Source organism: Solwaraspora sp. WMMD1047, from assembly GCF_029626155.1.
GTDB lineage: Bacteria > Actinomycetota > Actinomycetes > Mycobacteriales > Micromonosporaceae > WMMD1047.
This window is the reverse complement of the sequence record NZ_JARUBL010000001.1, coordinates 7136929-7158727: the sequence shown is the minus strand read 5'-3', so window position 1 is coordinate 7158727 and position 21799 is coordinate 7136929. Positions and strand designations below refer to the sequence as shown.

At 71.7% G+C, this 21799-nt stretch carries 25 protein-coding genes and 1 tRNA gene; 14 read left to right on the top strand and 12 right to left on the bottom strand.

The annotated features are described in order from the left end of the window. Positions 1-56: 56 nt before the first annotated feature. On the bottom strand, positions 57-764 hold the full coding sequence (locus O7627_RS32780) for a M23 family metallopeptidase (RefSeq protein WP_278097298.1): 708 nt from the start codon (positions 762-764) through the stop codon (positions 57-59). Positions 765-903: 139 nt separating this feature from the next. On the opposite strand from O7627_RS32780, the gene O7627_RS32775 reads away from it, so the two are divergent. From O7627_RS32775 to O7627_RS32760, 4 genes are all read left to right on the top strand, one after another. Next, complete coding sequence (locus O7627_RS32775; protein ID WP_278097297.1) at positions 904-1335, top strand: hypothetical protein; 432 nt, start codon at positions 904-906, stop codon at positions 1333-1335. Positions 1336-1429: 94 nt separating this feature from the next. Beyond that, positions 1430-1597, top strand: a complete 168-nt coding sequence (locus O7627_RS32770; protein ID WP_278097296.1) for a hypothetical protein — start codon at positions 1430-1432, stop codon at positions 1595-1597. Positions 1598-1832: 235 nt separating this feature from the next. Beyond that, positions 1833-2348, top strand: a complete 516-nt coding sequence (locus tag O7627_RS32765; protein WP_278097295.1) for a tRNA adenosine deaminase-associated protein — start codon at positions 1833-1835, stop codon at positions 2346-2348. A gap of 91 nt (positions 2349-2439) precedes the next feature. Continuing rightward, positions 2440-2943, top strand: coding sequence for a nucleoside deaminase (locus O7627_RS32760; RefSeq protein WP_278098528.1), 504 nt, complete (start codon positions 2440-2442; stop codon positions 2941-2943). A gap of 22 nt (positions 2944-2965) precedes the next feature. On the opposite strand, the gene O7627_RS32755 is transcribed toward O7627_RS32760, so the two are convergent. Both O7627_RS32755 and O7627_RS32750 read right to left on the bottom strand, forming a co-directional pair. After that, positions 2966-4231 (bottom strand): HAMP domain-containing sensor histidine kinase, encoded by a 1266-nt coding sequence (locus O7627_RS32755; RefSeq protein WP_278097294.1) that lies wholly within the window; start codon positions 4229-4231, stop codon positions 2966-2968. Next, positions 4228-4884 (bottom strand): response regulator transcription factor, encoded by a 657-nt coding sequence (locus O7627_RS32750; RefSeq protein WP_278097293.1) that lies wholly within the window; start codon positions 4882-4884, stop codon positions 4228-4230. The genes O7627_RS32755 and O7627_RS32750 overlap by 4 nt, the downstream gene beginning before the upstream one ends. A 132-nt stretch (positions 4885-5016) precedes the next feature. On the opposite strand from O7627_RS32750, the gene O7627_RS32745 reads away from it, so the two are divergent. The 4 genes from O7627_RS32745 to O7627_RS32730 all read left to right on the top strand — a co-directional run bounded on the left by O7627_RS32745 (position 5017) and on the right by O7627_RS32730 (position 8771). Then, entirely contained in the window at positions 5017-5661 is a 645-nt protein-coding gene (locus O7627_RS32745) for a hypothetical protein (protein ID WP_278097292.1), read from the top strand. After that, positions 5658-6770 carry a peptidoglycan-binding protein gene (locus tag O7627_RS32740; protein ID WP_278097291.1) on the top strand — a complete coding sequence of 371 codons (1113 nt, stop codon included), beginning with the start codon at positions 5658-5660 and terminating at the stop codon, positions 6768-6770. Before O7627_RS32745 ends, O7627_RS32740 begins: the two co-directional genes overlap by 4 nt. A 19-nt stretch (positions 6771-6789) precedes the next feature. Continuing rightward, a complete protein-coding gene (locus tag O7627_RS32735; protein ID WP_278098527.1) occupies positions 6790-7518 on the top strand; it encodes an ABC transporter ATP-binding protein in 729 nt (242 codons plus the stop codon). Between the two features lie 77 nt (positions 7519-7595). Then, a complete protein-coding gene (locus O7627_RS32730) occupies positions 7596-8771 on the top strand; it encodes an ABC transporter permease (protein WP_278098526.1) in 1176 nt (391 codons plus the stop codon). Positions 8772-8825: 54 nt separating this feature from the next. Here O7627_RS32730 and deoD read toward each other — a convergent pair whose 3' ends face one another. Continuing rightward, positions 8826-9536 (bottom strand): purine-nucleoside phosphorylase, encoded by a 711-nt coding sequence (gene deoD, locus O7627_RS32725; protein WP_278097290.1) that lies wholly within the window; start codon positions 9534-9536, stop codon positions 8826-8828. 66 nt (positions 9537-9602) lie between these two features. Here deoD and O7627_RS32720 point away from each other — a divergent pair. Then, a tRNA-Ser gene (locus O7627_RS32720) sits at positions 9603-9689 on the top strand. Positions 9690-9737: 48 nt separating this feature from the next. Here the strand turns inward: O7627_RS32720 and O7627_RS32715 are convergent. Next, positions 9738-10406 carry a TetR/AcrR family transcriptional regulator gene (locus O7627_RS32715; RefSeq protein WP_278097289.1) on the bottom strand — a complete coding sequence of 223 codons (669 nt, stop codon included), beginning with the start codon at positions 10404-10406 and terminating at the stop codon, positions 9738-9740. A gap of 195 nt (positions 10407-10601) precedes the next feature. On the opposite strand from O7627_RS32715, the gene O7627_RS32710 reads away from it, so the two are divergent. Then, complete coding sequence (locus tag O7627_RS32710) at positions 10602-11603, top strand: NAD(P)-dependent alcohol dehydrogenase (RefSeq protein ID WP_278098525.1); 1002 nt, start codon at positions 10602-10604, stop codon at positions 11601-11603. Further along, positions 11600-12280, top strand: coding sequence for a hypothetical protein (locus tag O7627_RS32705; RefSeq protein WP_278097288.1), 681 nt, complete (start codon positions 11600-11602; stop codon positions 12278-12280). Before O7627_RS32710 ends, O7627_RS32705 begins: the two co-directional genes overlap by 4 nt. Before the next feature lie 421 nt (positions 12281-12701). Here the strand turns inward: O7627_RS32705 and O7627_RS32700 are convergent, their stop codons facing one another. Together O7627_RS32700 and O7627_RS32695 are read right to left on the bottom strand one after the other, a co-directional pair. After that, positions 12702-13454, bottom strand: coding sequence for a DUF6082 family protein (locus O7627_RS32700; protein ID WP_278097287.1), 753 nt, complete (start codon positions 13452-13454; stop codon positions 12702-12704). A gap of 365 nt (positions 13455-13819) precedes the next feature. Beyond that, positions 13820-14149, bottom strand: coding sequence for a hypothetical protein (locus O7627_RS32695; protein WP_278097286.1), 330 nt, complete (start codon positions 14147-14149; stop codon positions 13820-13822). A gap of 253 nt (positions 14150-14402) precedes the next feature. Between O7627_RS32695 and O7627_RS32690 the strand changes: the two genes are divergently transcribed. Beyond that, on the top strand, positions 14403-14813 hold the full coding sequence (locus O7627_RS32690) for a winged helix-turn-helix domain-containing protein (RefSeq protein WP_278097285.1): 411 nt from the start codon (positions 14403-14405) through the stop codon (positions 14811-14813). 11 nt (positions 14814-14824) lie between these two features. Here the strand turns inward: O7627_RS32690 and O7627_RS32685 are convergent, their stop codons facing one another. The 3 genes from O7627_RS32685 to O7627_RS32675 all read right to left on the bottom strand — a co-directional run bounded on the left by O7627_RS32685 (position 14825) and on the right by O7627_RS32675 (position 17203). Beyond that, positions 14825-15382, bottom strand: a complete 558-nt coding sequence (locus O7627_RS32685; protein WP_278097284.1) for a dihydrofolate reductase family protein — start codon at positions 15380-15382, stop codon at positions 14825-14827. Between the two features lie 74 nt (positions 15383-15456). Then, positions 15457-16527 (bottom strand): TIR domain-containing protein, encoded by a 1071-nt coding sequence (locus tag O7627_RS32680; RefSeq protein ID WP_278097283.1) that lies wholly within the window; start codon positions 16525-16527, stop codon positions 15457-15459. Between the two features lie 112 nt (positions 16528-16639). Continuing rightward, on the bottom strand, positions 16640-17203 hold the full coding sequence (locus tag O7627_RS32675) for a hypothetical protein (RefSeq protein ID WP_278097282.1): 564 nt from the start codon (positions 17201-17203) through the stop codon (positions 16640-16642). 152 nt (positions 17204-17355) lie between these two features. Here O7627_RS32675 and O7627_RS32670 point away from each other — a divergent pair, with 152 nt between their 5' ends. Continuing rightward, complete coding sequence (locus tag O7627_RS32670; RefSeq protein ID WP_278097281.1) at positions 17356-18129, top strand: spermidine synthase; 774 nt, start codon at positions 17356-17358, stop codon at positions 18127-18129. Positions 18130-18288: 159 nt separating this feature from the next. After that, positions 18289-19410 (top strand): GDSL-type esterase/lipase family protein, encoded by a 1122-nt coding sequence (locus O7627_RS32665; protein ID WP_278097280.1) that lies wholly within the window; start codon positions 18289-18291, stop codon positions 19408-19410. A gap of 59 nt (positions 19411-19469) precedes the next feature. On the opposite strand, the gene O7627_RS32660 is transcribed toward O7627_RS32665, so the two are convergent. Both O7627_RS32660 and O7627_RS32655 read right to left on the bottom strand, forming a co-directional pair. After that, the gene (locus tag O7627_RS32660; protein ID WP_278097279.1) at positions 19470-21080 is read right to left on the bottom strand and encodes a DUF6297 family protein; all 1611 of its coding nucleotides are present in this window, start codon (positions 21078-21080) and stop codon (positions 19470-19472) included. Continuing rightward, positions 21077-21721 (bottom strand): ABC transporter ATP-binding protein, encoded by a 645-nt coding sequence (locus tag O7627_RS32655; RefSeq protein WP_278097278.1) that lies wholly within the window; start codon positions 21719-21721, stop codon positions 21077-21079. Before O7627_RS32655 ends, O7627_RS32660 begins: the two co-directional genes overlap by 4 nt. Positions 21722-21799: the final 78 nt, after the last annotated feature.

Here is a 21799-nt window from a genome sequence, read left to right as displayed (position 1 = left end):
TCGACCCGGTGTCAGCCCGGCGGGCGGCACCGATCGCCCCGGCGGGCGGGCGCTGGTCAGGGTGCCGGTGGGCAGCCCCGCTTGCGGTGCCAGTCGCGTACCTCGCCGGCGGGTGACCGGTTGACGTTGCGCCGCCACGCGTCCAGGAACTCGGCCGGCCAGACGACGCCCCGCCGGATCCACCAGTCCCCGGTCTGCTCGCACGGCGGCGAGATGCCGAAGTGCAGGTGGCAGACGTTGTTGGCGTTTCCGGTCCTGCCCACCGTGCCGACCTGCTGGCCGGCCCGGACCCGGACCCCGGCGGCCAGCCCGGCGGCGACCTCGGTCAGGTGCGAGCCGTAGTACCGGACCCCGTCGGCGCCCAGGATGGCGACCGACCGGCCGCCGTTGTCCGGCCCCTGTGGACCGGACTTCCGGTACCGGTCGACCCGGCTGACCTCCAGGACCTTGCCGTCGGTGACGGCCACCACCGGGGCGCCGCAGTTGGCGAAGATGTCGGTGCCCGGGTACGCCGAGTGGGTGGGGTGATACGAGACGTTGCCGGCGCGCACCGGGAAGACGTACCGCGGCTTGGGTTTCGCCGACGACGGCGGGGCGGTGGGACGCCCGCTCGGTGTCGGGGCCGCGGTCGGCGTACCCGTGGGGGTGCCGGTCGGGGCGGCCGCGGCCGGCGGCGTCGGCGGTTGCTCGACGGTCGGGCCGTTCGGGGTGCGGCTGGTCGCGCAGCCGCCGGCGCCGAGCGCCACGGTCAACAGCACAACCATCGGGTACGCCAACCGCGTTCCCGTTCCTCCCCTGGACACCCGGCCATCCTGACAGAACGGGGCGCTCGGCGCCGGCCGGGTCCGGCCGGGCTGGGCGGGTACGCTGCGGCCAGGACGAGGTACGAAGGGGTTGAGGGTGATGGCGCAGCCGAGCTGGCCGGCTGGTCCGCCGGGCTCCCCGACCGGTCCGTGGCGCTCCCCGGCCCCGCCACCGGGCTGGCCCGCGGCGCGTACCCCGTCCGGGTTGTTCCCGTCGGGACCGCCGCCGCGGCCGTCCCGGCCGACCTACCGGGAACCACACCCGGTCCGGTCGGGGGCGTTGGCGACCGGGGTCGCCGCCGGTGGGGTCTGGCTGCTGGCCTTCGGCCTGCTCGGCGCCGACCTGCGCGGCTACCTGTGGTGGACGTTGCTGGCCGGGTCGGTCGCGTGGCTGGTGGCGGTGGCGCTGGTCAGGTGGGGCGACCGGGGGGTGGCCGCGGGGGTGGCGATGGTCACCGCGGTGGGCTGGAGCATCGCGGCGGCGGCTCTCGCGGTGCAGTGGGCGGAGGCCGGCGACTGGCCGATGTGGTGATCACTTTCAGTGATCGCCACTGCGCTGCGTGCCTGTCGATCAGCTCTGCGTGACCGGTCTTGACGAACGCCGTGCGACTCGGCACTCTCGCGTTATGGCCTGGACAGAGCAGCGGCTCGACCCCGAGCGTAGCCGCCGCCGGTTGCAGCTTCTGGCGGAGCTGGCCGGAGCGAAATCGGTGCGCGAGCGGGAACATCCACGACGCGTACGGGTCGATCGCCTCCGCGAACTGATCGACAACCGTCGCCGTCTGGCGAACTGAACCGGGCGCGACACCGCGCACCGGACGGACCGGCCGGGGCTCTCCGGTGCCCCAGCCAGCCGCTCTGTCAGGCGGCATCGGACCTCACCCTCTGCTCAAACTCAGGCGGCCGCATCGGGGAGTTGTGCGGTCCCCGCCGATCTGAACCGTTACCGTCATGTCGACAGGCATGCGTGCCGACGGGCCGGCTGGCGTCCAGCTCGGCCCGGTGGTCGCTGGTTAGTTGGGGGAGACCGTGTCGTACTTTGCTGCGGCCGTGGTACGCGACGCGAAGGGCTGGACCGCGTCCGAGCTGGATCTGGGCGGCGTGGCCGACCTCGACGAGGTCGCCGACCGGCTTCGGGACGTCGACTCCGAGGCCGAGGTGTCACTGCTGTTCGTCGAGTCCGATGACGCCTACCTGGTGATCATCCGGCTGGACGAGGGGGAGGATCTGCGCGTCTTCGGCTCCGATTCGGCCTTCGCCGAGGAGTCCCGGCTGGGTGCGCTGCTGGTCGGCGACATCAAGGCGCCGGCCGTCGAGATCGACGAGATCGCCGCCGCCGCGCCGGCCGACGAGGAGGAGGAGCCGGCGGCCGACCCGGACGCCGACCCGGTCGGCGACGCCGACCTCCTCACCGACCTGGGCGTGCCGGCCCGCCGGCTGCTCGCGCTCACCTCCCACGAGGGCATGCTGCCCGCCGACATGACGGCCGAGGTGTGCCGGTTGATCGGCTGCGGCGACGAGGTCGACGAACTCCGCGAAGCGTGACCGCACGGGAAGGCGGCGCGTGACCGGCCCGGAGAACGAGGCGTTCGCGCCGGGCGACGGCCTGAACCGCCGGGAGCGGCATCTGGTGTGGATGCGCCGGGCGCTGGCGATCTCCGCCGCTGCGGCCCCGCCGCCAGGCCACCAGCCGGCCGGCGCTGGTCCGGCTGGCGCTGGTCCGACTGGTGCTGATCCAGCCGACGGCCGACGTAGCCCGGACGACGTGCCGGTGGGGGCCGTGCTCTACGGGCCGGACGGGACGGAGTTGGCGACCGGGCGCAACGAACGGGAACTCACCGGCGACCCGACCGCGCACGCCGAGATCCTGGCCCTGCGCCGGGCCGCGGCGGTGCTCGGTTCCTGGCGGCTGGACGGCTGCACACTTGTCGTCACCCTGGAGCCGTGCACGATGTGCGCGGGTGCGCTGGTGCTGGCCCGGGTGTCCACCCTCGTCTTCGGCGCGTGGGAACCGAAGACCGGCGCGGTCGGCTCCCTCTGGGACGTGGTACGCGACCGCCGGCTCAACCACCGACCACAGGTGTACGGCGGAGTGCTGGCCGACGAGTGCGCCGCCGCCCTGCGCGCCTTCTTCCGCTGACCGGGCCGCTTCCGGGCGGGCGTCAGACGGCCGGCGACGAGGCCGGCGGCAGCGAGACGGTGACGGTGAGGCCGCCGCCGTCGCGCGGGACGGCCACCGCCCGCCCGCCGTGGGCGTGCGCCACCGCCCGCACGATCGACAGTCCGAGACCGAAACCGCGACCCTCCACCTGCTCCTGCCGCAGCCGCCGGAACGGCTGGAAGATCGCCTCCACCTCGTACGGCGGCACCACCGGCCCGGAGTTGCTCACCGACAGCAGCGCCCAGCCGTCGACCGTGCCGGTGCTGACCGACACCCAGCCGTCGGCCGCGACGTTGTGGCGTACCGCGTTCTCCACCAGGTTCTGGGTCAGCCGCTCCAGCAGCACCGGATCGCCGACCGTCCGCGCCGGCGCCAACTCCCGCCGGATCGCCAGCCCGGCGACCGTCTGGTCGCCCGCCTGCGCGGCCGCCTGATCTGCCACGGGCGGGGCCGCCTGATCTGCCACCGGCGGGGCCGACTGATCTGCCAGCCGCGCGGCCGCCTGGTCGGCGACGTGCGCGGCGACCTCGGCCAGGTTCACCGGGGTCCGGTCCACCAGGCCGCTCTCCGAGTCGGCGAGCGTGAGCAGCCCTTCGATCAGTCGCTCGTGTCGTGCGTTCACCGCCAGCAGCGTCTCGCCGAGCTGCCGGGTGCCCGGCGCCGCGTCCGGGCGGCTGACCGCCAGCTCGACGAGCGTGCGGTTCAGCGCGAGCGGGGTGCGCAGCTCGTGCGAGGCGTTCGCCACGAACCGCCGCTGCCCGTCGAAGGACCGGTCCAGCCGTTCCAGCATCAGGTCGAACGTGTCGGCCAGCTCGCGTACCTCGTCGCGGGGGCCGCGCAGCGCGATCCGCTCGTGCAGCCCCCGCCCGGCGGTCTCGGCACCGGCGATGCGGCGGGCGGTGGCGGTGATCTGGTGCAGCGGCTGCAACGACCGGCCGGCGATCAGCCAGCCGAACGCGACGGCGATCAACGAAACCACCACCAACGCGACCCCGCCCTGGGTGAGCAGTGAGTTCAGCGCGTTCTCCCGGGCCTCGTCCTGGACCCGCTGGACGAACTGCCGGAGCTGCTCGATGTCCTGCCCGGCGATCCGCCGTTCGGCCAGCAGCTCGGCGGTCACCTCCCGGTCGGGTAGCGCCGGTCCGAACAGGTGCGACATCCGCTGGTCGACCAGGACGTAGGTGACGCCGAGCAGGAGCACCCCGGCGAGCAGGACCAGGCCGCCGTGGATCAGGGTGAGCCGCAGCCGCAGGCTGAGTCGTTTCACGGGATCTGGTACCCCACTCCCGGGACGGTCTGGACCACCTGTGGCTCACCCAGCTTGCGGCGCAACTTCATGATCGTCACCCGCACCACGTTCGTGAACGGGTCGATGTGCTCGTCCCAGGCCCGTTCCAGCAGCTCCTCGGCGGAGACCACCGCGCCCTCGGCCCGCATCAGCTCGGCCAGCACGGCGAACTCCTTGCGGGACAACGCGACGTACCGGCCGTCCCGGTGCACCTCGCGACGGGCCGGGTCGATCACGATGCCGGCCCGGGTCAGTTGCGGCGGGGCGGCCGGCCGGGCGCGCCGGGTCAGCGCGTGCACCCGGGCGGATAGTTCGGCCAGCGCGAACGGCTTGATCAGGTAGTCGTCGGCGCCGAGCGCCAGGCCGGCCACCCGGTCCCGGACCGCCGCCGCGGCGGTCAGCATCAGCACCCGGGTCGCCCCGCCGCTGTCCACGATCGCCCGGCAGACGTCGTCGCCGTGCACCACCGGCAGGTCCCGGTCCAGCACCACCACGTCGTACTCGTTGACGCCGAGCCGTTCCAGGGCGGCGTCCCCGTCGTAGACGGTGTCCACCGCGAACGCCTCCCGGCGCAGCCACTCGGTGACCGCGTCCGCCATCAGCCGCTCGTCCTCCACCACCAGCACTCGCACCGCTACATCGTCGCGCGCCGCCGGATAACGCGGCCGTTAACTCCGACGGTTACGCCCCGGATACCGCCCGGGGAGTCGACTTGTCCACAACGGCCGGCGTAGGGAGCCGGCCCCGAAAGGGAGCGACGGACGATGTTCCAACAGACTGCCGCCGCGCCGCGGCTGAAAGCCGGTCGCCCCGCGCCCGGTGAGCTGCGACGACCAGGTGAACGGGTACGGCGTCGCCGGTCGACCGGCCGGGCCAGGGCGCTGGGGGCGGTCCTTGCCCTGGTGATCGGCCTCGCGCTGGCCGGTTGCGGAGGCGGATCCGACGACGCCTCCGGCGTCGCGTCGGTGGGCGACGGCGGCGCCGGTGTGGCGTCCGCCTCACCGGCCGCGGAGCTGAGCGAGGACGAGCGCCGGCTCAAGTTCGCCGAGTGCCTGCGCGGGCAGGGCCTGGACGTGCCGGACCCGGAGCCCGGCCAGCGGGGACCGCGGTTCAACTTCGGCGAGGACGTCGACCCGCAGCAGGTCCGGGCCGCCGCCGAAGCGTGCCGGGAGTTCGCCCCGAACGGCGGCGAGGGGGTGCAGCTCGACCCGGAGCAGGTCGAGGCGGTCCGCGAACTCGCCAAGTGCATGCGCGAGAACGGGGTGCCGGACTTCCCGGACCCGGCGGCCGACGGCCGGATCCAGCTGGGTCAGGGCGACATCGACCCGCAGGACCCGGCGGTGCGGGCCGCGTTCGAGAAGTGCCAGGAGTTCATGCCCAACCTGGGCCGCCGGGGCGGTGGCTCGTGACCGGGACAGCGCAGACCGACGGGGGCGCCCGGCGCCGCCGCCCGCGCGCCCGGACCGCGGTCGCGGTGCTCGCTGCGGTGGTCGTGGTGGCGGCGGGGGTCGCGGCCGCGGTCGGTTTCGGTGGCGGCAGCGAGAGTACGGCCAGCGGCTCGACGCTGCCGCCGGCCACCGCCACCATCACCCGGCAGACCCTGGTGGACCGCGAAACGCACAACGGCGAACTCGGGTACGGCGCCACCCGCGCCGCCGCCAGCCGGGCCGGCGGCACGGTGACCTGGCTGCCGGCCACCGGGACCACGGTCAAGCGGGGCCAGGCGCTCTACCGGGTGGACGAGGAGCCGGTGGTGCTGCTGCACGGGTCGCTGCCGGCGTACCGGATGTTGGAGCCCGGGATGGACGGCCGGGACGTCAAGCAGTTCGAGCAGAACCTCGCCGCGCTCGGCAACGACGGCTTCACCGTCGACTCCGACTACACCTCCGCCACCGCCGACGCGGTGCGCGACTGGCAGGAGAAGCTGGGCCTGCCCGAGACCGGCCGGGTGGAGCCGGGCCGGATCGTCTACGCCGCCGGTGCGGTCCGCGTCGACAGCCACGACGCCGCCATCGGCGATACGGTGCAACCCGGCTCAGCGGTGGTCACCTTCACCGGCACCGCCCGGGTGATCACCGTCGAGTTGGACATCGACGACCAGCGGCTTGCCCGGCGGGACGCCCCGGTGACCATCAACCTGCCGGACGGCACGGCTACCACCGGGAAGATCACCATGGTCGAGACGGTGATCGAGACCTCGGCGGGTGGCGGCGGTCAGGAGGCGAGCACCGAGACGAAGATCGAGGTCACCGTCACCGGTGACGACCCGGCGCCGCTCGCCGACTACGACCAGGCGTCGGTCGAGGTCGGGTTCACCGCCGACGAGCGCGCCGACGTGCTGAGCGTTCCGGTTGCCGCGCTGCTCGCGGTCGCCGAGGGCGGGTACGGCCTGGAGGTCGTCGAGGGGGAGCAAACCCGGATCGTGGCGGTCGAGACCGGCCTCTTCGCCGCCGGCCAGGTCGAGGTCTCCGGCCCCGACATCGCCGAAGGGCTGGCCGTCGGGGTGCCGAATGACTGACCCGGCAGCGGCCCCGCCGGTGGTGGAGCTGACCGGCGTGACGAAGGTCTACGGCGGCGGGGTGACCGCGCTCGGCGGGGTGTCGCTGACCATCCGCCGGGGTGAACTGGTGGCGATCGTCGGACCGTCCGGCTCGGGCAAGTCGACCATGCTGAACGTGATCGGCACCCTGGACCGGCCGACCGCCGGCACCGTGGTCATCGACGGGTACGACGTGGCCCGCCTCTCCGACCGGGAACTGTCCGCGCTGCGGGCCAGCCGGATCGGCTTCGTGTTCCAGCAGTTCCACCTGGCCCCCGGGGTGCCGGTGGTCGACAACGTGGCCGACGGGCTGCTCTACAACGGCGTACCCCGATCGGAGCGGCGGCGGCGGGCGGAGGCCGCGTTGCGGCGGGTCGGGCTGGCGCACCGGCTGGACCACCGGCCGCACGAGCTGTCCGGCGGGGAACGTCAGCGGGTGGCCATCGCGCGGGCGGTGAGCGGTGAGCCGCCGGTGCTGCTGGCCGACGAGCCGACCGGCAACCTGGACTCGACGTCCGGCGCCGGGGTGATGGACCTGCTGCGCGAACTGCACGCCGCCGGCACCACGGTCATCGTGATCACCCACGACCTGCAGATCGCCGCCAGCCTGCCCCGCCAGGTCCGGATGCGCGACGGCCTCGTGCTGTCGGACGACGGCGGGTCAGCGGCGGATGTTGGCGGGTCGCCGGGGGTGGCTGCTGGCGTACCCGTGGAGGTGGCCCGATGACCGCGACGGTGACTCGGCGGGGGGCCGGGCGGACCGCGCCGGCTGGCGGCGGGCCGGCGAGGCTGGTGCCGGCGCGGATGCGGCCGGCCGACGTGTTGCGGGTGGGTGGGGTCGGGCTGCGGACCCGGCCGCTGCGGGCGTTCCTGTCGGCGCTCGGCATCGCCATCGGTATCGCCGCGATGATCGCCGTGGTCGGCATCTCGTCGTCGTCGCGCGCCGAACTGGACCGGATGCTGGCGACGCTGGGCACCAACCTGCTCACCGTCTCGCCCGGCAGCACCTTCTTCGGCGAGGACGCGCAACTGCCGGTCGAGTCGGTGGCGATGATCGGGCGGATCGGGCCAGTTCAGCAGGTGGCGGCGACCGCGCAGCTCGCCGACACCCCGGTCTACCGGTCCGATCGGATCCCGCGCGCGCAGACCGGTGGGCTGGCCACCCGGGCGACCAGCCTGGAGCTGCTGGACACCGTCGGCGGCGAGGTGGTCAGTGGAAGCTGGCTCAACGCGGCCACCGCCCGGTATCCGGCCACCGTGCTCGGCGCGGCGGCCGCCGACCGGCTGGGGCTGGGCGCGGCCGGCACCGACGTGCGGGTGCAGATCGGCGGCCGGTGGTTCACCGTGGTCGGCATCCTGGCCCCGGTGCCGCTGGCGTCGGAGCTGGATTCGACGGCGCTGGTCGGCTGGTCGGCCGCCGGCAGCTACCTCGGCTTCGACGGCCACCCGACGACCGTCTACACCCGCTCGGCCGACGCCCACGTGGCGGCCGTCCGGGACGTGCTGGCGGCGACCGCCAACCCGTCGGCGCCGAACGAGGTCGACGTCTCCCGGCCGTCCGACGCGCTCGCCGCCCAGCAGGCCACCGACGAGGCGTTCACCGGGCTGCTGCTCGGGCTGGGCGCGGTGGCGCTGCTGGTGGGCGGGGTCGGGGTGGCCAACACGATGGTCATCTCGGTGTTGGAGCGGCGGGCCGAGATCGGTCTCCGTCGTTCGCTGGGGGCGACCCGGGGGCAGGTGCGGACGCAGTTCCTGGCCGAGTCGCTGCTGCTGTCGGCGCTCGGCGGCCTGGGTGGGGTGCTGCTCGGGGTGGCAGTGACCGCCGGCTATGCCCTGTCGCAGGGCTGGCCGACCGTGGTCCCGGCCTGGGTGAGCGTCGGCGGGGTGGGCGCGACCCTGGTGATCGGGGCAGTCGCCGGTCTCTATCCGGCGATCCGGGCCGCCCGGCTCTCCCCGACGGAGGCGCTGGCCACTCCCTGACGAGCCGGCGCGGCGGGGTGATCGCGCGGATCACCTCACCGCGCCGGGCCGGGATCAGACGGTGGTGGCGGTGTCCAGGGCGATCTCGACCATCTGGCTGAAGGTCTGCTCGCGCTCCTGCGCGGTGGTCCGCTCGCCGGTCTTGATGTGGTCGCTGACGGTCAACAGGGTCAGTGCGCGGGCCTTGAAGCGGGCGGCGATCGTGTAGAGCGCGGCCGATTCCATCTCGACGGCGAGCACGCCGTAGTCGGCCAACCGGTCGTAGAGGTCCGGGCGGTCGGTGTAGAACGCGTCGGCGGCCAGGACCGACCCGACCCGCACCGGCACGCCGCGCCGCTGCGCCACCTCGACCGAGGTACGCAGCAGCCCGAAGTCGGCGACCGGGGCGTAGTCGATCAGCCCGTCGAAGCGCACCCGGTTCATGTTCGAGTCGGTGGACGACCCGCTCGCGGCGATCACGTCCCGCAGGTTGAGGTCGTCGGTGATCGCCCCGCAGGAGCCGACCCGGATCAGCGTCCGGACGCCGTAGTCGTTGATCAGCTCGTGGGCGTAGATGGACGCCGACGGCATGCCCATGCCGGACCCCTGTACGGAGACCTCGACCCCGGACCACCGGCCGGTGAAGCCGAGCATGCCCCGCACGGTCGAGTAACACTTCGCGTCGTCGAGGTAGGTCTCCGCGATCCACTTGGCCCGCAGGGGGTCACCCGGCATCAGGACCCGCTCGGCGATCTCGCCCGGCTTCGCGCCGATGTGCGTACTCATGGGGGTGATCCTGCCAGGCGGGGTGCAGCCGGCGGCCCGGCGGGGACGTCGGGTACCCTTCTCGGCGGTGGTGTGTCCGAGTGGCCTAAGGAGCACGCCTCGAAAGCGTGTGAGGGTTCACGCCCTCCGCGGGTTCAAATCCCGCCGCCACCGCTCTGAAACGCGGTCATATCCCTCGCGGGTATGACCGCGTTCTCGTCGCTATCCGGAGGCTCTCAGGGGCTCGAGGGCGGCCAGGACGAGGTCGAGGCCGAACAGGAACTCCTCTGCCGGGTCGTAGTTGGCGGCGACGAGCGCCGCGGCGGACTCGTTGAGGTAGGGAAACTCGTCCGGAGGAAGCTGGGGCAGATAGACGTCCTCGGCCATGTCCGCGAACTCATCGGCGGAGCCGAACGGCAGGCTGGCTTCCTGCAGGGCGAACCCGTAGAGGTAGACGTCGAGTAACCAGTTGGCGTGCGTCGCCATCAGCACCGGGAAGCCAGCCTTCCGCAGGCAGGCGGTGACCGCTTCGCGGTGGCGCAGGTGCGCGGGTCCCGGCGATGTCCGCGACTCCATCAGGCCGATCGCCCACGGGTGGCGGGCGAGAACCTGTCGGGCGGATATCGTCCGCCGTCGTATCGCCGACTGCCAGTCGGTCCCCTCGGGTGGGAGCTCGATCTCCTCGAACACGACGTCGATCATCGCGTCCAGCAGCTCCTCCTTGTTCGCCACGTAGTGGTAGAGGGACATCGCGCCAGCGCCTAGCGCGTCAGCCAGCCGGCGCATGCTCAGCCCGTCGACCCCGTCGCGGTCGGCGAGCCGGATCGCCTCAACCACCACCCGCTGCTTGCTGAGCCCCGCGTCCGACGTGCCCTGGCGTTGCTTCCTCACCGGCACGGGTCTCCTCGCTTCCTCAGATGGCTTGACAATCGTACACCGTACGAGGATAGTACAGCGTACGTCGTACGGTGTACGAACGAGCCCGGGTCGCAGCCCTGACTTGAGGAGGCTCCGATGGGAGACGAACAGCGATCGAACGCCTCAGCACGCCTGGTGCCAGGGGCCAGTCAGGCGGGGGCGGCGACGATGCGGGCCATCGTCGGGCACCGCTACGGCCCACCCTCAGTGCTCGAGTCGTGCGAGGTCGGGCTACCACTGCCCGGTCGAGGCGAGGTGCTCGTCCAGGTGGGCGCGGCCGCCGTGCATCTCGGCGACTACTTCGTCATGACCGGTGAGCCCTACGTGGCGCGTCTGGCATTCGGGCTCCGCCGGCCGCGCAACGGCATCCGTGGCAGGGACCTTGCCGGCGTGGTGGCAGCGGTCGGAAAGGATGTCACCGCTTTCCGCCCTGGCGAGGAGGTGTTCGGCTGGAGCACCGCTGGCACGCTCGCGGAGTACGCCTGCGTTCCAGCGGCCAACCTCGTGTCCGTGCCCACCAACCTGTCGGCCGTGGACGCGGCGGCGGTCCCCACCTCGGCCATGGCGGCGCTGCAGGCATTGCGCGACACCGCGAAGGTTCGACCGGGCCAGACGGTGCTGGTCACCGGCGCGTCGGGTGGCGTCGGCTCCTTCGCCGTGCAGATCGCCAAGGCGTTTGGCGCCGAGGTGACCGGTGTGTGCAGCACCCGCAACGTCGACCTGGTCCGGTCGCTCGGTGCCGACCACGTCGTTGACTACACGAAGACCGACTTCACCCGCGCCGAGAAGCGCTACGACATCATCCTCGACAACGTGGAAGCCCAGCCCTTGGCGGATGTCCGTCGAGCGCTGACGCCCACCGGCACGCTCATCCCCAACAGCGGTCGCGGCGGCCGCTGGATCGGCCCTCTCGGCCGGATCGCCAAAGCGCGCCTGCTGTCCGGGTTCACCCGTCAGCAACTGAAGCCTCTCGTGTCGGTCGAGAAGCGCCGGGACCTGCTCACCCTGGCCGACCTGCTCGCGACGGGGCAGGTCACGCCGCTCATCGACCGCGTCTACCCCCTCGACGAAGCAGCCGACGCCCTCCGCTACGTCGGGGCCGGCCACACCCGAGGGAAGGTCGTCGTCACCCCGGCGGACGGACCGCTCCGCTCGAAGGAGGACCGATGACCGCCACCACGCCAGCCCGCAGTGGGGTCGTTCGAGGCCGGCTCGTCGGTGCTGCGGCGATCGCGTTCGCGGTGTTGGTGGTGGTGGAGAACGCGCTGTTTGCGGTGACGGGTGCGCTGACCTATGGCGCTCCGATCGAGGAAGTGCTGGCCTACTACGCGGCCAACCGCGACTCGGTCGCGATCGTGTCCGGTCTGGTGGCGCTGTATCTGCCGCTGCTGCTGGTGTTCGTGACGGGCCTGCACGGCCTCGTGGAGCGTCGCGGTGGAGCGGGCGCCGACTGGTCGCGCCTCGCCCTGGCCGCTGGCGCGACGCTGTCGGCCACCTTCGTGCTTGTCAACGTCCTGCAGATCGGGCTCGCGCTCGCCGCCGACGGCCTCGCCGAGCCGACGCCCGCGTTCGAACTCGTCTGGCAGGCTCACGCGGCGGCGTTCGCGCTGGCCCTGCCGACGATCGGCATCACCTTCGTCGGCGCGGCCCTCGCCGCGCACGCGAGCGGGCTGACTCCGGCTTGGCAGCGCCTGCTGGGCGTGGTGGGCGGGAGCCTGCTGCTCGCCGCGGGGGTCGGCACCCTCGCGATCGCCGACGGCTCGGCGCTGATCTTCGTCGGGCTCCTGGGGTTCGTCGCCTGGCTCGTCTGGCTGCTCGTGACCGGCGTACGCCTCGTCCGGTCGTGACCGAGATGAGGACACCTTCGGGACGACGGTGGCGACACAGGCAGCAAAAGCCTGTCTTATCCAGGTTTACTCCCTTTTGTAGCCTATTGTGGCTGCGTCGTGTTAGTTCGCCGAAGCTTCGGCCGACCGTGGGGGAACTGGTCCAGTGAAACTGAATTCTGTTCAGGGGACGTGGCGGAAGAGCAATCGCTGCGTAGCGGAACACCACTGCGTGGAGGTGGCGTCAGGAACCGAGATCGGAGTACGCAACTCGCAGCGCCCCGAGGTCAGTCTGGCCTTCGCGCCGAGCGCGTGGAGCCGCTTCATGTCCGGAGTCAAAGCTCCGGGTCTGGCGAACCCACGCGAATAGCTTGCTGCCGATCGCCACGGGCCGCGAGGACGCGGTCCGTGGCACCCCGGCCGCGCTGCCGTCACCACCGGCTCACCGCCCTTTGCGTCGGGGGCCGGACTGGTCGCCGGGCCGACGCGTCGCGCGTACCTGGGTCGCGGTCGCGTGTGACGGTTCGGCATGCGGCATCGCGGGCGACGGGCCGGGAAAGCCGGCCGGCGGCTCGTACGGCCTGGTCGGCGGACCGGCGAGTACGGCTCGTTCGTACTCCTGCTGCACGAGGCGGATGAAGCTGCGCTCCCGGGAACCGGCCGGTGCGCGCCAGGCGCCGAACCGGTTCCAGTATTCGCGGGCCACCTCGCTTTCGAAGAGGGACTGGGCGTAGGTCCGCGCCTGCCTTTCCGGCAACAGCCGGTGCTCCCAGGCGTGCGACCAGAGCATCACGATCAGATTGAGGTAGTAGAACAGTCTCTCGTCCATGTCCGGTGGGGCCACCCGGGGGCCCCAGCACTGGGCGAAGACCGGGTCCTCGATAGCGAAACTGACGATGTTGACATGGAGTTCCCGCTGCAGCCAGATCCGTTCGTGTCGTACCTGACTCCGCTGCAGGATCAATGACACGGAGACGACGCCGAGGGCCAACGTGGCGAGCATCGCCGATACCGCCCCGTACGTCTCGCCGATGTCGCTCAACCGCGCCCAGTCCCGGTCCTCCCGGTCGACCGTGCTGATCAACATGGGCGACAGCAGTAGCCCCACCGGGGCGCTGATCAGCACCACCAATCCGGCCAGCAGGGCCGCGCCCCGCACGGCCAGGGTGCGGAGGATGTTGAAGTGATCGCTCATCGGGGTCGCCCTCCCGTGATTCCAGAACCTCTGTCACCATTCTTAGGTTCCGGTTGCGGGCGCCGATCAACTCGCACACTTTCACGTTTGATTCACTCAGTTTTGGGGCCGAGTGTGCGGCATTTCCACGGCTGTGGTGCAAGTTGCTGAATGAAAATTGCGGGGGCGGTGGCGGCGTTGCCGGAAATCCTCTGATCCGTCGCCGTGCCTGTCCCGACGCGGAGCATAGCGCAACCGTCGCCTGTTGCACGTAGGTAAACCCGCCCAAAAGAACATGCCGGTTGAGTGATATACCACCGAGTCATAATTATGCCTCCGTGTCATACCGCCTACTGGTTCTATCGCTGCCAGCCTGTAAGAGGTAACTAATGGGGCTGGCAGCGGCCGTCGTGGCCGCAGGGGCGCAAGCAGTCGAGGTTGCCGGGCAGGACGAGGTCGCAGAAGGCGTGGTGGTAGGTGTTCGACTCGACATCGAGGACGAGCTCGTCGCGGGGGCGCAGGTCGGGTACGTGTCGCAGGGAGCGTCCGAGGACCACGGCGAGGTTCAGCGTCTTCCACAGGTCGGTGGTTTCGGTCGGCAGCAGGATGACGAACCGGGGTGTGGTGGGCGTCAGTCCGGTGAAGGCGGCTACGGCATCGCGGGGCAGCGGCCGGAACACCCGTCGCCGGCCGTCATCGTGAAGATCGGGAGTCAACGAACGCTGGCCAACCCGTCGATAGCCCCCAGCCGGCCGCTGATTCACCCCACTCCGCGCCGCCCCGGTCGGGGGCTGCGCTGCACGTCCGTTGAAGTTCAACCCTCGGCTTCTTCGGTCGGGCACATCCGGTGGTCGCCCGTCTCGGGCATCCGGACGTGGGCATCGTTCGTGTCAGGTAGCGTCCAGGGTAGCCATATGGCCACAGGGCCACAAGACCACATGCCCTTACGGGTCAGCAAGGCTGCGGCGCATGTCCATCGATCGGCGCTCACACACGCCCGTCTACCGGCAGATGGCGAATCTGATCCGCGAGCGGATCTACTCGGGCGAGTACCCGGCCGACGCGCCGTTGCCGAGTGAGGCGACGCTGTCGCAGGAGCACGGTGTAGGTCGCGACGCGGTCCGACAGGCGCTCGCGTTGCTACGCGCCGAAGGACTGGTGACCACCGAACGCGGGGAACGGTCCCGGGTCCGGGCAGCCCTCAATCGAGCGGCGGTCGAACTGCCGCCGGGCGGAACTGCGATAGCCCGGATGCCGCATGACCCGGAGCGGGTCGATCGCGATCTGGACGAAGGGGTGCCCGTGATCGAGGTTCGGCATCCCGACGGGACGACCGAGGTGTACCCCGCCGACCGGACGGAACTGATCCGCCCGGCCTGACGGGGACCGAATCAGCGGGTGCGGTAGTGCGCGTAGATCAGCCCGGTGTCGAAGGCGCGCTGCTCGACCAGTTGGAGATCCAGGCGTACGCCGTCGGGGAAGAACCGCTTGCCGCCGCCGACCACGCTCGTGGTGACGAAGAGATGGTACTCGTCCACCAGGCCCGCCCGGATCGCCTGGGCCGCCAGGTTCGGGCCGTCGATGGTCAGGTCGTGATCCGACTCGGCCTTGAGCTTGCCTACCGCCTCCGGGTCGAAGGTCCGCTCGATCCTCGTCCTCGCGCTGGACACCGACTCCAGCGTCGTGGAGTAGACGACCTTCTCCGCGGCCTGCCAGTCCCGGGCGTACTGCACGATGTGCGGCGGCGCGTCGGGGTGGGTGTGCGCGGTCTCCCAGAAGACCATCGTCTCGTACATGCGGCGGCCGTAGAGGTAGGTGCCGACGGCGCGGAAGCGGTCACCGATGAAGGTGTGCACCTCCGGGTCTTCGGCTCCGGTGCCGAGGTTGCCGTCCGCCGCCTCGGCGTAACCGTCGAGTGAGGTGATCATCGAGTAGATGAGCTTTGCCATGGGTCTCCGTCCGGGTGTGGCGCCAGTCTGCCGACGCTCCTGCAGACTGTGACCCGCAGCCGACCCGAAACTCATCAGTCGAGGCGGTCCAGCTCACGGCCGAATTCGGCGACCAGGTCGGGGTCGCCGTCGAAGCGCAGTTCCAGGGTGATGCTGAGAACCTCGTCGGTGCCGCTGGCCACGTGCTCCGGGATACGGCCGGCCTCGGCGACGATCTGCCGGGCGAATTCGTTGATCTTCTCGACCGGCTCGTCGGCGAAGCGGGCGATCAGCTCCAGCAGTCGGCGGCACTCCTCCGGGCAGGCGGTGCCGCGCACGTCGGCGGCCCAGTCCAGCAGTTCCTCGTACGCGCTGGCGAAGCGTTTGGTCAGGTGGTTGATCCGGGTCGGGTCGCCGGGGCTGCCGGCCGCGCCGAGCGCCCAGTCCTGTGACTCCTTGCGTACCACGTTCATGACTTTTGCGACCAGGTTGGTGAACTGGTCGATGGCCTGCTGGCTGAAGGTCCGGATGCCGTCGCGGGTGATGTACCGGTCGCAGGCGCGGGCGTAGCGCAGCTCGTGGTCGAGCCGTTTCGGCTCCAGTTCCTGTACGCCCTGCCAGATGCCGCCGGCCAGGAGGAGGTATTCCCAGCCGCGCGGCCGGGTCGAGATGATCGACTGCTTCTCCTCCGGGGTGAGCGGGACACCCAGTAGGCGATCCTCCGGCGGCTCGGTGGGCTCCGGCGCCGGCGTCGGTGCGCCGATCTTCGCGATGATCAGTTTGGCGACCGCCTCGGGGCCGCGGGCGGTGCCGTCGATGTAGCCGATGGTCGGCCGCAGGCCCGGTACCGAGCTGTCGTCGAGCCGGACCGGCAGCAGGTACGAGTCCTTCTCCTGCAGCGCGCGGGCCTGGGCGCTGCGCCGCTCGTGCGAGGTCCACATCTTGCGGGAGTAGTTCTCCGAGGCGAACACGACCGCGTAGCGGGACTTGTGGCGGTAGACGTCGTCGAGGAACGTGTAGAGGTCGAGCCCCCAGAGGGTGAGCACCTCGAACTCGTCGTAGAAGACCCGGACGCGGTTGTCGCGGAGGATGTTCGCGACCCGTTCGACGAAAACGCGATCTTCCCCGGCAAACGACAGCGCCACATCGAACTCGAATTCAGGCATCAGAAGATGCTATATCGGACAAGATCTATTGCCATCGCTCCTCGACCGTTGCCCCGGATTGGCAACAGACCACACCGTGGACGGTTACCGCCGCGATCGACGGTGTCAGCGGTCAGCAGGTGCCGAAGCCCTCGTCGAACAGCTTGCGGGCATAGTCGGCGTACCCGACGACGGTTTTGCGGACGGTCTGGCCGTCGTGCAGGAACAGGTAGGCCCGGTCGCCCTCGGTGGCCAGCAACCCGTCGAACCGGTACGTCCCCTGCGGCGCGGTCAGCCGGGTGGCCTGCGGATAGGCCCGGCGCACCTGCTCCACCGCGGTGCCGACCATGATTCCCTCCGGCGTCTGCATCGGCGAGTCGGCCCAGAGCAGCACCAGCCGGTCCTCGTCGAAGACCGGGCCGGCGGTGGCGACCCCGGCGAGGCGGGCGCCGCACGGGGTGGTCTGCGGGAGCAGGGTGCCCTCCCGGGTCAGCTTCCGCTGGCTTTCGCCGAATTCGATGTCCCGCAGGCCGGCCAGGTGGACGACGTCCGGCCCGTACCGGCCGCGATCGGCCTGCGGCCGGTCGGCGACGGACGGCGTGTCGACGGGTTTGGATGGGGCGTCCGACGTCGCCGAACAGCCGGCGACGAGAGACGTCGCCAGCAGAACCATGATCAACGAAAGACGGCGCTCCATCACAAAACCCCCGGTATGACTCCTCGGCGACAAACCATAGCTGATGCCGGGTTAGTCCATTATGACCACCCCGCCGGAAATGGCCATTCGGTTAGGTTCAACCGGGTCGGTCGTCGAGACTGAAGATCAGGGTGGTCCACAGCAGAAGGGAAGTGCCGTTGAGCATCCGGTTCGAGGAACTTGACTGGCAGCAGACCCCGATCGGCGAGATCAGCCTGCGCCGCCGCCGCGACCCCGCCCTCGACATCGACGTGTACGAGGTCAAGCTTGGCGACGAGTACCTGATGTCCAGCCTCTTCACCGTCGCCGAGATCGAACTCGCCCGGCTTGGCCTGGCCGCCCTGCCGGGCGCCGGCAACGGAGCCGCCCTGCCAGGCGCCGGTGCCGGATTCGATGTGGTGGTCGGCGGACTCGGGCTCGGCTACACCGCCCGCGCGGCGCTGGCCGACCCCCGGGTGCGGTCCCTGGTCGTCGTGGAGGCGCTCGGCCCGGTCATCGACTGGCACCGCCGCGACCTGCTGCCGTCCGCCGCCGAGCTGACCGGTGATCCGCGCACCCGGCTCGTACCCGGGGATTTCTTCGCCCTGGTCGCGGCCGGCGACGGCTTGGACCCGGACGCGCCGGGCCGGCGGTTCGACGCCATTCTGGTCGACATCGACCACTCGCCCCGCCACGTCCTGCACCCCGGTCACGCGGGCTTCTATCAACCGGCCGGGCTCCGCCGGCTCGCCGGCCAACTGCGGCCGGGCGGCGTCTTCGCGCTCTGGTCGGACGATCCGCCGGACGACGGGTTCGCCGCGGTGCTCGACGAGGTGTTCGCGACCTCGGCGGCGCACGTGGTCGGTTTTCCCAACCCGCTCACGGGCGGGCAATCGGCCAACACGGTCTACGTCGCCTCGGTGGCTCCGGACGCAGCGTCCGGCTGAAACGGATTCAGCGGGCCGGGTGCCGCTCGGCGCAGGAGGCTGACCGTTCGTCGCGCGGAACCCGTTCGGGGGTCGTCGTGACCCCGGTCGATGGGTTGCCATCCACGTATCTCGATGCAACGTTCCGCGCTCCACTATGAAACGAGAAAGGGGTGGCTCGTGAACTCGGTGCTTCGTCGATGTGCCGCGGGGTTGGCGGCGGCGTTGCTGCTGACCATGGCCATCGTGATCAACAGCGGCGCCAGCGCGCAGGCCGCCGCGGTCCGGGTGATGCCGCTCGGTGACTCGATCACAGACGGCTTCAACGTGCCGGGTGGCTACCGGATCGACCTCTGGCAGAAGGTGGTCGCCGGTGGCTACAACGTCGACTTCGTCGGCTCCCTGACCAACGGACCCGCCAGCCTCGGCGACCGCAACCACGAGGGCCACTCCGGCTGGCGGATCGACCAGCTCGACGCGAACATCAACTCCTGGATGCGCAGCTACACGCCGCGTACCGTGCTGCTGCACATCGGCACCAACGACATCACCCAGAACCGGGACCTGCCGAACGCCCCGAACCGGCTGGCCGCCCTGATCGACAAGATCAGCGCCGCGTCGCCGGACACCAAGATCTTCGTGGCCTCGATCGTGCCGGCGAACAACACCGGCATCAACAACCAGATCCGCACCTTCAACGCGGCCATCCCGCAGCTCGTGCGGACCCGCGCCAACGCGGGCCGCCCGGTCTACTTCGTCGACATCTTCTCCGCCCTCAACACCGGCGACCTGGCCGACCTGGTGCACCCGAACGCCAGCGGCTACAGCAAGATGGCCACCGCCTGGTACAACGCCCTCCAGGCCGTGCCCGGCAGCCTGACCGACGGCACCAGCCCCACCACCCCGCCGCCGACCACGCCCCCGCCGACCACCACCCCACCCCCGACCACGCCGCCGCCCACCACCCCACCCCCGACCACGCCGCCGCCCACCACGCCCCCGCCGGGTGGCGCCGGCTGCACCGCCAGCATCGCCCTGAACTCCTGGAACGGCGGCTTCGTCGCCACCGTCCGGGTGACCGCCGGCTCGGCCGGAACCAACGGCTGGACCGTCTCGATGACGCTGCCGTCCGGCGCCACCATCTCCAACGCCTGGAGCGCCGACCGTAGTGGCAACAGCGGCGCCGTCCAGTTCAGGAACGTGAGCTACAACGGCCGGATCGCCGCCGGCCAGTCGACCGAATTCGGCTTCCAAGCGGGCGGCAGCGGGTCGGGCATGACGCCCACCTGTACCGCCTCCTGACGGAGGCAGGGGCCGGCGGCGGCTGTGGGCGCCCGCCGCCGGTCCCACAAACCTGTCTCCTACAGCTCGCCGCGCCGCCGACTGGTCGCCAACAGCAGATAGACCACCGCGCCGAGCCCGGCGAAGACCGCCTGCGCCAGCACCCACCACCAGGACAGACCCACCGGGTACGCGATGAGCGCCCACGCCGCCGGCAGGCCCAGCGGCACCAGCACGTCCGCGCCGGTCAGCGCCCAGATGATCGGCCCCGGCGAGACCGCCCCCATCGGCGTGATGATCAACGGCAGGTCGTTGTTGACCGGCCCGGAGCGGGCCCGGTGCACCGCCGCGACCGCCACCGCCGGCCCGAGCGCCAACCCCAGCGCCCACCACGGACCCGGCGGCAACGGCACCAGCGGCGCCAACACCGCCAGGGTCAGCCCGCACCAGACGGTGGCCAGCAGCCCCGGCACCAGCAGCCGCTGCGCGATCACCCGCCGCCCGGCCAGCCCGAGCAGCCGGATCAGCGCCGGATGATCGGCGTCCTGCCGAACCGCGTCCAGGGTGGTCCCCGCCACGTAGAGCCCGCCGAAGAGCACCGCCCCGGCCACCAACCAGGCCGGCCCGTCCGCCAACACCAGCGGCAACAGCACCGCACCGAGCACCGTCAACTGCCGCCGTCGGTACCGCCCCAGCACCAGCAGATCCTGCCGGGCCAGCGCCGGCAGGCCGCGCAGCCGGCCCAGCGGCACCGACCGCAGCGCCCGCCCCGACCAGTAGCCCCGCTCGCGCGGCGCCAACACGAACGACGGCTCCGCGGCGTAGGCCGCGTCGAGAAAGGCGCCGGCCGCGACCGACGCCTGCTGGATCCGGTACGCCGGCAGCCGGTCCAACGTCCAGCCCGTCCACCCCGCCGCGAGCGCCGCCACCACCAACACGACCGCCGTCACCGCCTGCGTCGGCGGGCCGAATTCGGTGAACCAGGCCGGTGCTTCGGCGTACCCGGAAAGGTCGGTGAGCACGGCGGGCCGGGACCGACCGTCGGTGATCAGCACGGCGGCGAAGGCCAGCAGCGCGCCGATCGCGACCCGGTCCAGGACCCGCCCGACCCGCTGGCGGCGCTGCCCGGCGGCCGCGGCCGTGGTCAACAGCACGCCGACGCCCGCACCGAGGGCTGTCGCGCAGGCCCAGTGCTGGGGTGGGACCGGGCGGGCCGCCAGGTTGCCCACCCCGGCCAGGCCGATCAGGGCGCCGGCCACGGCGGCGCCGGTGGCCGCCCGGACGAACCCGGGCAACAACAACGCCCGCCGGGGGAGTGGGGCGGTGAGCAGCCAGAAGGCGTCGGCCCGACCGATCACCACCGGGCCGGCCTGGCGCAGCGCCGCGTAGATCGCGAGGAACGCCAGCCCGAGCATCGCGCCCGTGCCCAGGCCCGCCAGGCCCTGCGCGGTCTCGGCCGGCCAGGCGGCGTCCCGCAGCCGCGGACCGAACATGGCGAGCGTGACGACGACCGTCAACACCACCACGTAGACGCTGCTGGCCGAGACCCGAGCGCCGGCCGCCGCCCGCCGCCGCCGAACCCAGCGCCGCAGCTCGGCCGCGCTCGGCCCGGTCCGACCCGGTCCGGCCCCGCTCGGCTCGGCCCCGCTCGGCCCGGCTCCGGGTCCGGTTGTCGATACGGTGGTGCTCACGGGGCCGGCTGGGCGGAGCGGTCCAGGGCGAGCACGTCGCCGCCGACGCTCGCGACGAAGGCCGGGTCGTGGCTGGCCATCAGCACCGACCCACCCGATTCGGCGTACGACCGCAGGTGCTCGGCGACCACCGTCCGGATCGTGGTGTCCAGCCGCTGCTCGGGCTCGTCGAGGACCAGCAGCTCACTCGGGCGGGCCAGCACCGCGCTGAGCAGGAACCGCTGCCGCTGCCCGGAGGAGAGGGTGACCGGGGTGGCGTCGGCCAGCCCGGTCAGCCCGAGCAGCTCGAAGACCCCGTCGATGGTGCCGTCGGCCGGGTCGGCGCCGTTCGCCATCCGGATCAGCTCGACGTGCTCCCGCACGGTCAGGCCGTGGTACCAGCTCGGGTTGTCGACGGTGGTCGCCACCCGCCGCCAGAAGCGCGCACCCCGGTCGGGCGGGTCCCCGAAGACCCTGATGTGCCCGCTGTCCGGCTCCTGCAGCCCGGTGACACACCGCAGCAGGGTCGACTTCCCGGCCCCGTTCTCCCCGACCAGGCTGAGCACGGCCCCCCTGTTCACGGTCGCGCCGAGCCCGTCCAACACGACAGTCGAGCCGTAGCTGACGGTGAGCCGCTCGACGATCACCACGCTCCCGGCCACGCCGGAAAGGTAACACCGCCGCCCGTCGGGTCGAACCGTGATCGTGAAGGGTCCGGGTTGTAGCGGCAACCCGGACCC

Bases quoted from the DNA above. Each gene is read 5' to 3' on its own strand.
- O7627_RS32680 (WP_278097283.1), bottom strand. From the start codon at position 16,527: ATGCCTGAATTCGAGTTCGATGTGGCGCTGTCGTTTGCCGGGGAAGAT.
- O7627_RS32700 (WP_278097287.1), bottom strand. From the start codon at position 13,454: ATGAGCGATCACTTCAACATCCTCCGCACCCTGGCCGTGCGGGGCGCG.
- O7627_RS32730 (WP_278098526.1), top strand. From the start codon at position 7,596: ATGCGGCCGGCCGACGTGTTGCGGGTGGGTGGGGTCGGGCTGCGGACC.
- O7627_RS32705 (WP_278097288.1), top strand. From the start codon at position 11,600: ATGACCGCCACCACGCCAGCCCGCAGTGGGGTCGTTCGAGGCCGGCTC.
- O7627_RS32770 (WP_278097296.1), top strand. From the start codon at position 1,430: ATGGCCTGGACAGAGCAGCGGCTCGACCCCGAGCGTAGCCGCCGCCGG.
- O7627_RS32775 (WP_278097297.1), top strand. From the start codon at position 904: ATGGCGCAGCCGAGCTGGCCGGCTGGTCCGCCGGGCTCCCCGACCGGT.
- O7627_RS32685 (WP_278097284.1), bottom strand. From the start codon at position 15,382: ATGGCAAAGCTCATCTACTCGATGATCACCTCACTCGACGGTTACGCC.
- deoD (WP_278097290.1), bottom strand. From the start codon at position 9,536: ATGAGTACGCACATCGGCGCGAAGCCGGGCGAGATCGCCGAGCGGGTC.
- O7627_RS32780 (WP_278097298.1), bottom strand. From the start codon at position 764: ATGGTTGTGCTGTTGACCGTGGCGCTCGGCGCCGGCGGCTGCGCGACC.
- O7627_RS32745 (WP_278097292.1), top strand. From the start codon at position 5,017: ATGTTCCAACAGACTGCCGCCGCGCCGCGGCTGAAAGCCGGTCGCCCC.
- O7627_RS32760 (WP_278098528.1), top strand. From the start codon at position 2,440: ATGCGCCGGGCGCTGGCGATCTCCGCCGCTGCGGCCCCGCCGCCAGGC.
- O7627_RS32710 (WP_278098525.1), top strand. From the start codon at position 10,602: ATGCGGGCCATCGTCGGGCACCGCTACGGCCCACCCTCAGTGCTCGAG.
- O7627_RS32675 (WP_278097282.1), bottom strand. From the start codon at position 17,203: ATGGAGCGCCGTCTTTCGTTGATCATGGTTCTGCTGGCGACGTCTCTC.
- O7627_RS32690 (WP_278097285.1), top strand. From the start codon at position 14,403: ATGTCCATCGATCGGCGCTCACACACGCCCGTCTACCGGCAGATGGCG.